Source organism: Paenalcaligenes sp. DL 463, from assembly GCF_057475185.1.
This window is the reverse complement of the sequence record NZ_JBYBKX010000002.1, coordinates 140,824-155,325: the sequence shown is the minus strand read 5'-3', so window position 1 is coordinate 155,325 and position 14,502 is coordinate 140,824. Positions and strand designations below refer to the sequence as shown.

At 48.8% G+C, this 14,502-nt stretch carries 13 protein-coding genes; 9 read left to right on the top strand and 4 right to left on the bottom strand.

What is annotated here, in order from left to right:
- The first annotated feature begins 33 nt into the window (after window positions 1–33).
- Entirely contained in the window at window positions 34–843 is an 810-nt protein-coding gene (locus tag AC2UZI_RS10820) for an IclR family transcriptional regulator (protein WP_486943880.1), read from the top strand.
- Here the strand turns inward: AC2UZI_RS10820 and AC2UZI_RS10815 are convergent.
- Entirely contained in the window at window positions 840–2,549 is a 1,710-nt protein-coding gene (locus AC2UZI_RS10815; RefSeq protein ID WP_486943879.1) for a cobaltochelatase CobT-related protein, read from the bottom strand. The two genes, AC2UZI_RS10820 and AC2UZI_RS10815, sit on opposite strands and share 4 nt — an antisense overlap.
- Before the next feature lie 41 nt (window positions 2,550–2,590).
- Window positions 2,591–3,541, bottom strand: coding sequence for an AAA family ATPase (locus tag AC2UZI_RS10810; protein WP_486943878.1), 951 nt, complete (start codon window positions 3,539–3,541; stop codon window positions 2,591–2,593).
- 274 nt (window positions 3,542–3,815) lie between these two features.
- Between AC2UZI_RS10810 and xsc the strand changes: the two genes are divergently transcribed.
- From xsc to AC2UZI_RS10770, 8 genes are all read left to right on the top strand, one after another.
- Window positions 3,816–5,636, top strand: a complete 1,821-nt coding sequence (xsc, locus tag AC2UZI_RS10805; RefSeq protein WP_486944013.1) for a sulfoacetaldehyde acetyltransferase — start codon at window positions 3,816–3,818, stop codon at window positions 5,634–5,636.
- A 75-nt stretch (window positions 5,637–5,711) separates the two neighbouring features.
- On the top strand, window positions 5,712–6,521 hold the full coding sequence (locus tag AC2UZI_RS10800) for a thiazole synthase (RefSeq protein ID WP_486943877.1): 810 nt from the start codon (window positions 5,712–5,714) through the stop codon (window positions 6,519–6,521).
- Window positions 6,522–6,543: 22 nt separating this feature from the next.
- Window positions 6,544–6,933, top strand: a complete 390-nt coding sequence (locus AC2UZI_RS10795; protein WP_486943876.1) for a nuclear transport factor 2 family protein — start codon at window positions 6,544–6,546, stop codon at window positions 6,931–6,933.
- 46 nt (window positions 6,934–6,979) lie between these two features.
- Window positions 6,980–8,383, top strand: a complete 1,404-nt coding sequence (locus AC2UZI_RS10790) for an NAD(P)/FAD-dependent oxidoreductase (protein ID WP_486944012.1) — start codon at window positions 6,980–6,982, stop codon at window positions 8,381–8,383.
- Window positions 8,384–8,461: 78 nt separating this feature from the next.
- Window positions 8,462–9,457, top strand: a complete 996-nt coding sequence (locus tag AC2UZI_RS10785) for a TRAP transporter substrate-binding protein (protein ID WP_486943875.1) — start codon at window positions 8,462–8,464, stop codon at window positions 9,455–9,457.
- A gap of 107 nt (window positions 9,458–9,564) precedes the next feature.
- Window positions 9,565–10,134: a TRAP transporter small permease gene (locus tag AC2UZI_RS10780; RefSeq protein WP_486943874.1), complete on the top strand. Its 570-nt coding sequence runs from the start codon at window positions 9,565–9,567 to the stop codon at window positions 10,132–10,134.
- On the top strand, window positions 10,134–11,474 hold the full coding sequence (locus AC2UZI_RS10775; RefSeq protein WP_486943873.1) for a TRAP transporter large permease: 1,341 nt from the start codon (window positions 10,134–10,136) through the stop codon (window positions 11,472–11,474). The genes AC2UZI_RS10780 and AC2UZI_RS10775 overlap by 1 nt, the downstream gene beginning before the upstream one ends.
- Window positions 11,474–12,418: a cache domain-containing protein gene (locus tag AC2UZI_RS10770; RefSeq protein WP_486943872.1), complete on the top strand. Its 945-nt coding sequence runs from the start codon at window positions 11,474–11,476 to the stop codon at window positions 12,416–12,418. Before AC2UZI_RS10775 ends, AC2UZI_RS10770 begins: the two co-directional genes overlap by 1 nt.
- Before the next feature lie 39 nt (window positions 12,419–12,457).
- Here the strand turns inward: AC2UZI_RS10770 and AC2UZI_RS10765 are convergent, their stop codons facing one another.
- Both AC2UZI_RS10765 and AC2UZI_RS10760 read right to left on the bottom strand, forming a co-directional pair.
- Window positions 12,458–13,273 (bottom strand): siderophore-interacting protein, encoded by an 816-nt coding sequence (locus tag AC2UZI_RS10765; protein ID WP_486943871.1) that lies wholly within the window; start codon window positions 13,271–13,273, stop codon window positions 12,458–12,460.
- A 173-nt stretch (window positions 13,274–13,446) separates the two neighbouring features.
- The gene (locus AC2UZI_RS10760; RefSeq protein WP_486943870.1) at window positions 13,447–14,427 is read right to left on the bottom strand and encodes an arsenic resistance protein; all 981 of its coding nucleotides are present in this window, start codon (window positions 14,425–14,427) and stop codon (window positions 13,447–13,449) included.
- Window positions 14,428–14,502 lie beyond the last annotated feature (75 nt).

Below are 14,502 nucleotides of genomic sequence, written 5' to 3'. Positions count from 1 at the left end.
TTGATATAAATAATGAGTTTATTGGTGGCGTTAATGAAAGAAAAGCAAAGTTTGGTCGATGACGGATTGATAAAAATCGCCGGGGACACCCCAACGATGCGGCTTTTTAGTCTCTTAGAGTTAATAGCGACACAAGACAGACAGTTCTCGCTGCAAGATCTGGTCGATAGTACAGATCTGCCCAAGCCCACTGTGCATCGCATGCTGCAGCAGCTTGAAGGCTCTGAAATGCTGATTCGTGATACCGATGGACGCCATTATGGGATTGGAGGCCGCCTACGTCGGCTGGCAGAAGATCTACTTTTTAACGACACCCGTTATGGCGCCCGACATGCTGTGCTTCGCGCCTTGGGTAATGAGCTAGGCGAAAGTTGTAACCTAACGGCCTTAGCGGGCAACGAAGTGCTGTATTTGGATCGCGTCGAAACCGAGGCACCGCTACGTTTTTACTTACGTCCGGGTTCTAAAGTTCCCGTTCACTGTTCAGCCAGCGGAAAGGTGTTGCTTGCGCAAATGCCTCCGGCGCAGCGTAGACGATTGCTTGAAAACGTATCTTTTGAGGTCTATACCAAAAATACAATTCAAACCCTTGAGGCGCTTGAGGCTGAGTTAGATAAAGTACGCGAACAAGGCTATGCCTTTGATAATGAAGAGTTTCTGCCTGGCTTGTTCTGTGTTGCTGTGGTGGTACCCCGTGCAAAAGGGGGGCGTTCTAATATGGCCGTTGCGACCCAAGCGCCTATCATGCGCATGACGGCAGATAAAGCGCTTGCTGCGTTGCCTGCTTTACAGCGTGCGGCTCAAGCACTGACAAAGATTGAGGCGCAAATAAATGGCGATTAACGTCGTCGTTGCTGTAGGCTTTGTACAAACTCATCAATAAAGTAGTTATCAAGCCCTTTGTGTAAGTCGGCGATAAGCGAACGTTGATAAAGCCGACTTAAGTCGAGGTTAATGCCAATTCCCCATACCTCGACACCTTGCTGTGCGTAATGCTCAAGCACTTGTTGCAAGTGGTTATTTAAGTAATGCTCATCATTAGTCAGATTCGTCGCACTATCCATTGGGCTGCCATCCGAGATCACGTATAGCAGCTTACGTTGTGTGGGCTGCTGTAGTAGTCGCTGGCAGGCCCAATGCACTGCTTCACCATCAATACCCTCGCGGTATAAATCCAATTTCAATAGCGCCATGAGCGAGAGGCGTGCATGCTTCCAACGAGTGTGACTGTCTTTAAAAATTCGATGATCACGCTCATTAAGCCGTCCAGGGTGCGGCTTTCTTCCCTGACTTAACCAGCGTCTATACGGCTTACCGCCATTCCAAGCATTGGTCGAAAACCCGAGCACTTCGGTTAACGCGCCGCTGCGTTCAATAGCTCGGCTAAGTAAATCCACAATCAAGGTTACGGTTTCGGCGTTTTCTTTCATTGAGCCAGAGCAGTCGATCAAAAAACTGACGCTGCTTTGATTCTGCAGTTGTTGTTGTGGTTGTTTAAAAAGGCGCCTGTCCATGGGCGAACTAATCAGTTGGCTAAGACGACTTCCATCAATCAGACCTTCTTCTTGGTCTGTGGCCCAGCGTGTGGCGGGGCTGGAACGTAATGCGCGGCGTATACGATGCACCAGCAAATTGAAACTTAGGTTTTGTGCAGCAATGCGCTTGTTGATTTGTTCACGATACGACTTCAGTAATGTCGGACGCACTGTATCGGCAATGTAGCGTTGGGTGTCGAACTGAGTATCAAAAACGCGATAATGTGAATGTAGTGCTTGAAGGGTGGGGCTGATTTCGGATTGCGCTGTATCAATTGCTCCTTCAAGACCCACATCGAAGTCTAACAGCAAGGCGAAAGCGCTGAAACTTTCTTTGTCGTCGTGAGCATCGGACTTTTTTTGCTGTGCCAAAGCATGGTCAACACTTTTACTGACAAGACGCGCAATGTCTAGGGCATGGGAAGCATATAAACCTTGTTCACGACGATGACGGCGTAACCCCGCTAATGCATGCCCAAGTTGGACGCTCAAGGCATGACGAGTGGCTTCTATAAAGTCTTCGGTTTCGCTGTAGACGCGTTCACCGGTTAAACGGCTCCAGCACATCTGTGCGACGCAGTACAGCAGTAATCCCAATTCAGTATCGGTGTGTCCAGCATGGTGGAAACCGGCAGACCAATAATGAAAACGCGCGATTAAGTTGGCTTTTACGCCCGGCAAACTATCGGGTACTAAGGATTCAGTGCGTAGGGTTTCGAGCCAATCAAACACTAAACGCGCCACAACCGCTTTCGGAACTTGGCTTTGGTGCAGCGCCTCATCGCTGTATTGAAGGCGTAGGGCATGGCTATCGGCAACCCCTCTTAATAAGGCTTTTTTCTCGCTATCGTGCAAGCGCAGATGTGGCGCATGGTCAGCAAGGGGTTGATTGCCTTTAAAGAAGCGTTGTTGTCGTATGTGAACGCTGGGATCGTCAGCAAGGGCGCGAGTTACGCTCGCACTAAGTTCGCGTAATAGGCGCTGTTCTCTGAGTAGCTCGGTAGAGTCCGTCATGTTTTTGCTCGCAAAAAAGAATCAATAGGCGGCGACTACACCTATGTAGCAAGCTCTTCATTAAAGCAACGCTGATACAGCTCGGCGATAATTTTTTGCTCAGACTCATCGCATTTATTTAAGAAGGAAACGGCAAACGCGCGCTGTTTATCTTTGAAAATCGTACAGTTCTCAGCCCACGTGATGACAGTCCGTGGCGACATAAGGGTGGAAATATCACCTGCTGCAAAGGCATTGCGAGTGAGGTTCGCAAGGGTCACCATGGCTGTAATGTCCGCGCGGCCTTGTTCTGTGTCTTTGTTCGGTACGCGGCTTATGGTGATAGCGACCTCTTCTTCAGGCCTCATGTAATTCAAGTTTGCCACGATATTCCATCTGTCCATTTGCGCGTGATTAAGTTGATGTGTTCCGTGGTAAAGGCCTGTGCTATCACCTAGCCCAATGGTGTTCGAGGTGGCGAAAATACGAAAGTAGGGATGGGGTGTTAATACGCGATTTTGATCCAACAGCGTAAACCGACCGTCTTGCTCCAGAATTTGTTGGATGACAAACATGACGTCGGGTCGTCCTGCATCGTACTCATCAAAGATAAGGGCGACCGGGCGTTGTAAGGCCCAAGGGATCACGCCTTCTTGGAAAGCGGTAACTTGAAGGCCATCTTCAAGCCGAATGGTGTCTTTGCCCACTAAGTCTAAGCGACTGATATGACCATCTAAGTTAACGCGTATGCAGGGCCAATTCAGTCTGGCTGCTACTTGCTCAATATGCGTGGATTTGCCTGTACCGTGGCGCCCTTGTACGAGAACGCGTCGGTTATTACTGAAGCCAGCTAATAAAGAAAGCGTGACTTCAGGGTCGAAACGGTAGGCAGTATCGATTTTTGGGACGTGCTCGGAACGAGCGGTAAAGCCTTTCACTTCTATATTGCAGTCGAACCCGAAAGTCTCTTTAACTGAGATTTTTTGTTCTGGAATAAGTTCTGTATTTATCAAGTCTCTCTCCTGATATTAAATTCACGCATGTTTTACTAGGTGTTTACCATTATTTTTACTCTGGCGATTAGGGTTAATCATATATTATCCTGAAAAACGACACAAACCATTTCGTTTTTTGTGTTAATTTACCATTAATGCAATCAGTGTCTCGAAAATGAGAATGGCTGGTCTTGAAAATAGGTTTTGGTAAGCATGGCATATAGGTGCCGGTACATATTGGAGAATTAAGTCGATGAGCCAAGTAGCAGATAACCAAGTAGGCGATACGCAAATGGCAGATGTCCCTGTTGCAGATAACCGTAAGGTGGCAACCGGAGTGACCAAAATGACACCTTCAGAGGCATTTGTGGAAACAATGGTTGCCAATGGTGTGACCGATATCTTCGGTATTATGGGTTCGGCATTTATGGATGCCATGGATATATTTGCTCCTGCTGGTATTCGCTTGATTCCAGTGGTGCACGAGCAAGGTGCGGCGCACATGGCGGATGGCTATGCACGTGTTTCAGGTCGACACGGCATGGTAATTGGGCAAAATGGTCCGGGTATCAGTAACGCTGTTACCGGTATTGCTGCCGCCTATTGGGCACACAGTCCGGTGGTGATCGTTACCCCCGAGGCAGGAACAAACACCATGGGTTTAGGTGGGTTCCAAGAGTGTCAACAACTTCCCATGTTCCAAGAGTTCACGAAATACCAAGGGCACGTCACGAACCCTGCCCGTATGGCCGAGTACACCGCTCGTTGCTTTGATCGTGCAAAGACAGAGATGGGGCCAACCCAACTTAATATTCCTCGTGACTATTTTTACGGCGAAATTACGTGTGAAATTCCTCAGCCACAAAAGCTGGATCGTGGTCACGGTGGAGAGCAATCACTTAGTGAAGCCGTCGAGTTACTCCGTAATGCCAAGTTCCCAGTGATCATTTCGGGTGGTGGTGTGGTGATGGGCGATGCGGTTCAAGAGTGTATTGCGCTCGCCGAGCGTTTGGGCGCCCCGGTAGTGAACAGCTATCAACACAATGACTCATTCCCAGCCAGCCATCCTCAGTGGTGCGGTCCTTTAGGTTACCAAGGCTCTAAGGCAGGAATGAAACTGATTTCGCAAGCCGACGTGGTGATTGCATTGGGTTCACGCTTAGGACCATTTGGTACCTTACCTCAGTACGGTATGGACTACTGGCCCACCACAGCAAAAATCATTCAGATCGATGCCGATCATAAAGTGCTGGGTTTGGTGAAGAAGATTTCAGTGGGCATTTGCGGTGATGCGAAAGCCGTTGCGGTTGAGTTGAGCAAACGTTTGGCCAATGAGACCTTGCTTTGTGACGCGTCGAAAGCCGAGCGCGCAACCAAAATCGCTGATGAAAAAGCGGCGTGGGAAAAAGAGTTGGACGAGTGGACGCATGAAAAAGACCCCTACAGTCTAGACATGATTGCCGAAAATGCGAACGAAACGACCTTTAATGGCGGAAGCTATCTGCATCCCCGACAAGTCTTGCGTGAGCTAGAAAAGGCAATGCCTGAGAATGTCATGGTCTCGACAGACATCGGTAACATCAACTCAGTGGCTCATAGCTATTTGCGTTTTGAAAAGCCCCGTAGTTTCTTCGCTCCGATGAGCTTTGGTAACTGCGGCTACGCACTTCCCACCATCATTGGTGCGAAAACGGCAGCACCCGATCGTCCCGCTATTGCTTACGCTGGTGATGGCGCTTGGGCGATGAGCATGATGGAAGTGCTCACAGCGGTTCGCCACGATATTCCGGTCACGGCCATCGTATTCCATAACCGTCAGTGGGGCGCAGAGAAGAAGAATCAGGTTGAGTTCTATAACCGACGTTTTGTAGCAGGCGAGCTAGAAAGTCCTTCTTTTGCGGACATTGCGAAATCAATGGGCGCCGAAGGCATTGTTGTGGATCGCTTAGAAGATGTAGGCGCCGCATTGAAACGTGCCGTTGATATGCAAATGAATGAAGGTAAAACGTGCGTCATTGAAATCATGTGCACGCGTGAGCTGGGCGACCCGTTCCGTCGTGATGCGCTGCGTAAGCCTGTACGTCTGTTGGATAAATACAAGGATTATGTGTAATGGCACTAGGCTAAATAGCTAGGTGAGTGTGATGGGGATACCCCCATCACACAACGATGTAGAGGTTGTAATCAGATGACAGCAGATTTTTTTACGCTAGCCGGTAAGTCGTACCAATCTCGTCTGCTCGTAGGCACTGGTAAGTACAAGGATTTTGAGCAAACCCGTGCGGCGATTTTAGAGAGTGGTGCAGAAATCGTAACGGTGGCAATACGACGAACCAATATTGGGCAATCGGCCAACGAGCCGAGTTTATTGGATTACGTCTCGCCTCAAGAATTTACTTACCTGCCCAACACCGCTGGCTGCTTTAGTGCAGCGGATGCTGTGCGCACCGCCAAACTGGCCCGTGAGCTGTTGGATGGGCACCGTTTAGTAAAGCTGGAAATTTTTGGCAGTCCTACAAATTTATATCCTAATATGCCCGAAACGATCAGTGCGGCCAAAGAGCTAGTAGCCGATGGTTTCGATGTCATGGTTTACTGCGCCGATGATCCTATACAAGCTCGAATGCTTGAAGATATCGGGTGTGTAGCGGTGATGCCTTTGGCATCCATTATCGGTTCCGGTATGGGTGTGCTAAACCCTTGGAATATCAAACTGATTGTTGATCAGGTCTCGGTTCCAGTGTTGCTCGATGCCGGTGTTGGAACGGCCTCAGATGCCACCATCGCTATGGAATTAGGTTGTGATGCCGTGCTGATGAACTCAGCCCTTGCCTACGCCGACGACCCAATTCGCATGGCGCGAGCGATGCGCCGAGGCGTGCAGGCTGGACGTGATGCGTATTTAGCAGGCCGTATGCCGAAAAAACACTATCTTGCGGAGCCCTCATCCCCGACAACGGGCTTGATCACCACTCAGGCGGCTCCCGTAGCCAATTAAGTTTTATCTGGAGAACAAAATAATGAGCGATAACAAATTAGCGATTCTCAAAATCTATACCCAAGCTTGGAACGATCACGATATTGAAACCATCATGGAGATGATGGCTGATGACTGCACCTTTTACGCGATTGCTGGACCGGACGTGATGGGTACGGTGCATCGTGGTAGAGAAAAGGTGCGTGCGGCATTCGAGTCGGCATGGCAAAATTTTCCGGATGCAGCCTGGCGAGATGGTCAGTTTTATGTACTAAATGATCACCAAGCGATGTCCACATCACGCTTCACCGGCACCGATTCACAGGGCGGTAAGCACGAAGCGCAGATGGTGGATTTATTTGTTTTTGAAGGCGATAAGATTTCCGTAAAGAACGCCTTCCGTAAGAATCGTCCTGCTATTAGTGGGGACTGATGCCATGTCAATTGTGCTAGAGCAGCCCTCTGATCAGACTCAGCCAATGAAAGCAACGCCGGCACAACGCGCTTATGATCCGGCTTACGACCCCTTGGTGGCAAGGGGGCCGGGTACGGGGACCGATTACGCGCCTACCTATTGGATTGGCACGGCTGGCGAGCCCCCAGCCGACGATGGCCCTATCACCCATGATATTGAAGTGGATGTGGCCATTATAGGTTCTGGTTTTACGGGTTTGACCACGGCCATACACCTTGCGCAAGAGCACGGTATTAAGGCGACGGTACTCGAAGCCAATCGTACAGCATGGGGCTGCAGTACGCGCAACGGTGGTCAGGCGCAATGCGCCTCAGGGCGGCTAAAGCGTTCTCAGTGGATCCAACGCTGGGGTGAGGAAGTGGCGCTGAAGATGCATCGTGAGTGCGTAGAGGGGATGGAGCACTTCAAAGAGCTCATTAAAGACATCGATTGTGATCCGCAACCCGGAGGTCATCTCTATATTGCCCATCGTAAACAAGTGATGCCTGCGCTTGAGAAGGAAGCTGAGTTACTGCGTACAACTTTTGGGTATAACGCACGCATACTCGATGCTGAAACCGTGCGAAATGAATGGGTGAATGATCACGAAGCACAAGGTGCCATGCATGAGCCTGAAGGGATTGGCATTCACGCGGGAAAACTGGCGTTTGGTTATTTGAAAAAAGCGAGAGCTTTAGGTGCCACGGTACACCCATCCAGCCCAGTGCAAGGCTGGGAAAGCCGTAATGGCTATCACTATTTACGTACACCCGGTGGCGTGGTGAAAGCCAAAGCGGTAGGCGTGGCAACCGGCGGGTATACCTCTAATGGTTTGCATAAAGAGTTCAGAAATCGTTTGCTTCCTATCTTGTCGAACTCGGTTGTGACTCGGCCCTTAACCGAGGATGAGATTAAGGCGTGTAATTTCTATACACATCAGGTGTTAACTGACACACGCGTCTTACGAAATTATTATCGCCTGCTTCCGGATAACCGCTTACAAATTGGTAGCCGTAGTGCCATTACGGGTAAGAATGCACCAGAACGTAAATACGAAGATCTACTTCGTGTGTCCATAGGCCGAAAATTCCCGGCCTTAGCGGGTATCCAGTTGGATTACTCATGGTGGGGTTGGGTGGATGTCAGCCATGACATGATGCCGCGCATTGTGCAACCTGATCCGGCGCAGCGCATTTTTTATGCCATGGGGTATGGCGGAAACGGTGTCATGTACTCCGCACAAGCGGGCAAACGGATGGCGCAGTGGATCGCAGGTGAGGCTCAGGAGCTGGACTTGCCGATTTTTCAAGGCCGCCTACCTCATCCCAATGTACGTGAACTCGTCGAGTCGGAGGCTTTTGCTCCGTTTAGACGCTTTGGACAGCGGTTTTTATACCGTTGGTATCACTTGAAGGACGAGGTGCTTTAGGCAGAAGAACGACCTCAAAACAGTGTTTGTTGTAAGACAGATTAATAACGATACCTTTAACAAGGATGGAGACAAAAAATGAAACTTAAAACATTACTCAAAGGGTCAGCGGCGTTTGCGGCGAGCTTTCTGGTTGCCAGCGCAGTCAGTGCGACCACGTTCAAGGTGGCCATTGGTGATGCGGCAGGTGGAACGCAGCACGAACTGGGTAAAGCCTTTGCTGCTAGCCTGAATAAGAAAACGGATGGGGCGATAAACGTTGATTTGTTTCCCAATAGTCAGTTGGGTGACGAGCAAGATACCGTTAATGATGCGGCAATGGGCTTGCTTGATTTCTCGATTCTGGCTATTAACAACGTCACTCCGTTTTCACCTACTGTGGCGGTCTTAACCCTCCCTTACGTTATTCAAAGCCCCGATGATGCGAAGAAGTTAACGTTGGGTGAAGTGGGTAAAGAACTTACGGAAAACACGATTCGTGATGCGGGCGTACGTATCATTGGCTGGTCGTACTCAGGGTTCAGGGTATTGACCAATTCAAAGCGTCCCGTTACGACCTTAGAAGATTTGCAAGGTTTGATTATTCGCGTGCCACGTAATGAAATCATGATTTCCACCTATAACGCGTGGGGCTTAAACCCGACTCCACTTGCGTGGACGGAAACCTTTACCGCTCTACAACAGCGCGTGGTTGATGGGCAAGACAACCCCTACATTACAGTTTCGGCCATGAAGTTTGATGAGGTGCAGAAGTACATCACCAATATTCGTTACCTCTTCTCGTTAGAGCCATTGATTGTGAGCGAGTCCATTTTCCAGCAGCAGTCACCTGAAATTCAACAAGCCATTTTAGACGCAGGTATGGAAGCCACAGAACATAGCTATGCCTTTTTAGCCGAATCCGAGGACCGTATTCGAGATGAACTTGTCGCGGCTGGTATGGAAATTTCAGACCCTGCGAACGATGAAAAAGAATGGATAGAAGCGGCAACCACAAAAGTGTGGCCAGCATTCTACGACGCTGTCGGTGGCAAAGATCGTTTAGACGAAATACTGGCTTCTTTAGGCCGTTAATTCATCAACATCTGTTTTCATATCATGTCGGCTCTTGCTTCTTGCAGCAAGAGTCGGCGGGTGAAGATGGCGCTCGTCTGAAATCGTGATCTGCGAAGGAGGCTTCTATGACAATAAAAAAGGTGGGTTTACACCTATTCGAGCATTTTGAAGAATATTTGTGCGGTTTATTACTTAGCGCCTTCGTTCTCTTGTTGTTCGCACAAATTATTGTACGGCAGTTTTTTGCCTACTCGATCCCCTGGGGGGACGAGGTCGCAACCTATATGTTTGTGTGGTTTGCCTATATGGGGGCGGTGGTCGCCGCCAAAATGTCAGCGCATAACCGCGTGACCTTTCAATTTGGTTTTTTTCCGCCCATTGTTAAAAAAGTATCAGAAACGTTCGCCGATCTCGTTTGGGTGACGTTTAATCTGTACTTTACGTGGCTAAGTTACGATTTTGTTTTTAATCGCATGAATGTATTTTGGAAGTCTCAAACCACAGGCATTCCAATGAAATACTTCTTCATGGTGTTGCCCATTGCCTTCTTCTTGATGTCGGTACGCATTTTATGGAATAACTACTTAACGTGGTTTAAGGCGGTAGAGATTATTGATCCTGAAAGCCTAGAATTAGCGAAGCTGCAGAAAAAGAATAAAGAAGTCGGGTCCGAAATGACGAAAGGAGTGCAGTAATGGAGCAGCAAGTCGTCACGTTGTTATTCGGTGGTTTTATTGTCCTGCTGCTAATTGGCGCGCCCATCACAGTGTCGCTTGCTGGGGCGGCGATGGCAGCATTTTTGGTGCTGGATAAAAACCCCATTTCCTTTGTACAAATTGCCTTCACCTCAGTGGGTAGTTTCCCATTGATGGCCTTACCCGCCTTTATTTTAGCCGGAGCACTCATGGAAGCCGCGGGGATTTCCAAGCGGCTTGTCGACATCGCTGAAAGCCTTGCGGGGCCTATTACGGGTGGTTTAGGTGCTGCGACAGTTTTAGCGTGTTTGTTTTTCAGTGCAATTTCAGGTTCGGGCCCAGCCACTACCGCAGCGGTCGGTATGTTGATGATTCCCGCCATGACCAAGCGTAATTATGACTTGGGCTACGCGTCGGCTGTGACCGCGTCATCAGGGGGGTTAGGGATTATTACTCCACCTTCGATTCCGCTGGTTATTTTTGGCATTTCAGCGCTTGGTTTGCGTCCGCCTGCCGAAGCTATCAGCATGCATGGTCCTTTTTCCTCCGTTACGATCACGAAATTGTTTATTGCTGGTGTGGTGCCAGGCCTTATTGTGACCTCCAGCTTATTAGTCATGAATTACGTGATTTCTAAGAAAAACGGCTATAAGGGGGCGGACGAAGGTTGGGACACTCAGCAGTTAGCTACCACACTGCGACGCGGAATATGGTCAATCTTGGCACCCGTTCTTATTTTGGGTGGTATTTATGCTGGCTTTTTTACGCCAACAGAATCTGCTGTGGTCGCTATTTTTTATACCTTATTCGTTGGTGTGTTTATTCACCGTGAATTAAGTTACAAGAAAATATTCTTTTCGTTACGAACCACGACGTGGTTATCGGGACGCGTGTTACTGATTTTATTTGCGGCCACTGTGTTCGGACGTTTATTAGTCGAGCAGCGTATACCGGCCATGTTGGCAGAATCAATCATCAGCTGGACAGATAATATTTATTTAATTTGGACCATTTTGATTCTGTTCCTCTTGTTTGTGGGCATGTTCATGGAAACATTGGCCGCCATCATGATTTTGGTTCCGGTTTTACTACCGATAACCTATATGTTAGGCATTGATCCTACCCACGTGGGCATTGTGGTGATTTGTGCGTTATCGGTGGGTTTTATTACACCGCCACTTGGGGAAAATATTTTTGTCGCCTCTGGGATTGGGGGTGCCACGGTTGAACAGATTGTGGTGAAGTCGTTGCCTTTTGTTTTCACCTTGGTTTGCGCGATCTTTATCCTTGCTTTTTTCCCTTCATTGACCTTGTGGTTACCTGAGCGAATGGGGTATTAATGATGCGGTATTTATTTAATTACAAAGCAGAATCTCCTACGCTCAAATGGCTTATCGGTGTTGTAGGTGTAGGGCTGATGCTCAGTGTGGCGTTGGCAGGGCGTAGCACTGCCGCTGAAGTAACAACCCCGCCAGCAGAGAAAAGTTCGATTTTCTCCAGCACGCAGGCGTTAGAACAACGTGTACACGCGCTTTTAGATAAGGCGCAAGCTCACGTGCAGCGCAATGGGATCGGTGCAGTCAACGATTTCAACCACAGTCCTAACTTTATCGATAACGAACTTTATTTATTTAGTCTTAGTCGTTCTGGGCTTATCTTATCCAGTGGTGGCTGGTCGGCTTCGTTAATCGGACAAAATGTGGTTGATTTGACTGACGATGAAGGACGGCCTTTTTTCCAGCAAATGCTTGATCGCGCACGGTCGATGCAGCAAGGCAGCGTAGAGTACCTTTGGTTTAATCCGATGGAAGGTGGCACGGCACCCAAAATCACCTATTTTCGGGTGGTTGATGACGTCATTATCGCCTCAGGCTATGCGCCCCAAGTCTCCACCGAAGAAGAGGCTAAAACGTTGTTAGAGGCGGCGGTTAGTGAGTATTTCAGCGATCCCGTTTTGGCGATGCGTAAGTTTCGCAATAAACACAGCCAGTATCGCAATATCGATCAATATGTTTTTGTTCTCGATAAAGCAGAGCGTACGGTGGTTTGGAACCCCATTACCACCCATTTGAATGGTCGGCCATTAGATCAGGTGGAAGATATAAAAGGGGTTCATTTTTTGACTGAAATGGCAGACAAGGCCAACCCGAATCGCATTCAGCAAATTGATTATTGGTGGTTTAGCCCTATTACGGGGCAAGTCGAGTTGCGTCGAGCCTTTTATCAGCAAGTGGGCGATGCCGTGTTGGCGGTGGGTACATTTGTATTAATGGACGCGCCCTAAATGGATTAGGCGAGTCATCCCCCATTTGCTTTTTTACGATTAGTCGAAATTTTTTTCTGTGTTCTCAGCGGCATTACGCCAGTAACTTGAAGCTCGGATTCGATCTTTATGAATGTGTAGCTCTTCGACGAAGTATTGACGTATTGCCTTGATCACGTTGTACTCAGCGGCAGCCCAAATAAAGCCTTCACCTTCGGGTAATGTTAGCTGGCGTACTGCAGATTCCAGTATGTCCATCTGACCCGGCTGGACAGGGGAGTCTTGAACCCAATGCGTTTCGACAGAAGCTTGAGAAGGTAGCGTAAGTGGCGTTTCGCTCGCCGTGGTTTTGATTACCGCAATGGCTTTAGTTTGTGGTGGAAGCTCTTCCAGTCGTCGGCTAATGGCAGGAAGGGCAGTTTCATCTCCTACTAAAAGGTGCCAGTCGAAGACGGTTGGGACCACAAATGAGCCTCGTGGTCCCGCAATCCCCACCTGTTGCCCAACTTCGGCCTGACTTGCCCAGTGTGTTGCGGGGCCATCGTGGCCTAATACAAAATCAATATCCAGTTCATTTTCAGCGGCGTCATAACGTCGTGGTGTGTAGTCACGCAGGGCGGGTTTTGCTTTGTTTTCATCAAAAACCAAGCCGGACTCACCGAGAGTAGGAAGAGAAAGTGCCTCGCCAGCAGCGTTGGGGACCATTAATTTGACGTGATCGTCAAACGACGCCGAGTTAAACCCACCCAAATCATCACCGGTAAACGTAATACGCCGCATTGAAGGGCTCAGGCTGGTGATACGTTTTACCGTTAATAGACGAACCTTGATCGGATGTCGCTGTCTTTCTACGGTAAATGAAGGGTTGGTTGTCATGGTGTGTTCACAGAAAATAAGGTCCTTATGTCGGGACGGGGTCTTGAACGTGTGCTTGCTAAACTGCTAAGCCACGTACTTTAAGATACTATGCAGAGCACCGTAACGCAATTAATATTGCGAATCACTCTCATTGTGTGTTCTGTGTGTCCTCTACCACGAGAAAGATAGTGCTATACCGTTCGGGGTTTTGTTTTTAGCTTAGGTATAAGACGTATATAGAGAATGGACGCCATCAGCTCGACAAGGGTTTGGGTCACGATGACTGCGGGCAATATTGGAATTGCCCCAGGAACGACAAACGCTACCGGCAAGATAACTAATGAGTTTCGCGTACCGGTGCTAAATGCAATGGCTCTACCTGCTTTGGCTTCCAGCCCGCTTACTCTAGCGGCTATCCACCCAATTAGCGGCGCGGCGATGGCATACGCAGCGTAAAGCGGAATAATGTGTAAGGCGGCGTACTTAACAGTGGCCAGTTGCGGCACAACGGCTGCAACCACAATGAATAATACGAATGCGGTTGCCGGCACGGGTAGTAGATCAAGATTTATTCTAATCGCTTTACCCGTGGCGCTTTGAGCTGCCCAGCGTTGTACGAGATAAGCTAAGAGCAGGGGTAGCAGAATAAGCCAAGCAAACGCCGAAATAAAAGGCGCTACATGTAGAAGTTGCAGGCTTGCATCACCCAGTAATAGCCGTAGGTATAACGGCAGTAACAGCATTTGTACGATCAGCAGCACAGGGGTATAGGCGAGCAGTAACCGTGAGTCAGCACGTCCTAAATGAGCAAACGTAATGACATAGTCAATGCAGGGAGTTAGTAATACGAGTAATAGCCCTAAGCGGACCAGCGGGTCGGAGGGTGCGAATTGCAGCAACAGTGCCACGAGCAATGGGGCAAGCAGAAAATTGCTGATCAGCAGCGTGATCAGAAAACGCGTGTTAGCGAAAGCGCTTTTTAGCTCAGCAAGAGGAACCTGTAAAAAGGTGGCGAACAGCATAAGACCTAATGCCGGGGTGATGGCACTTTCTAGCGCCTCAGTGCCGCTCAACCTTGTTGCGATTGTTGCTGCTAGGCCCACTGAAAAGAAGTAAATGATAACTTGGGCGCTTTCTAAGCGGTCTTTTAACGCCGATTTACGTGCTGACAAAACACAATCCTTATGCGATTTGGCTCATGGTTTTTGACCATAAACAGGGGTAGTACATTTTATCAATGTTGAAGG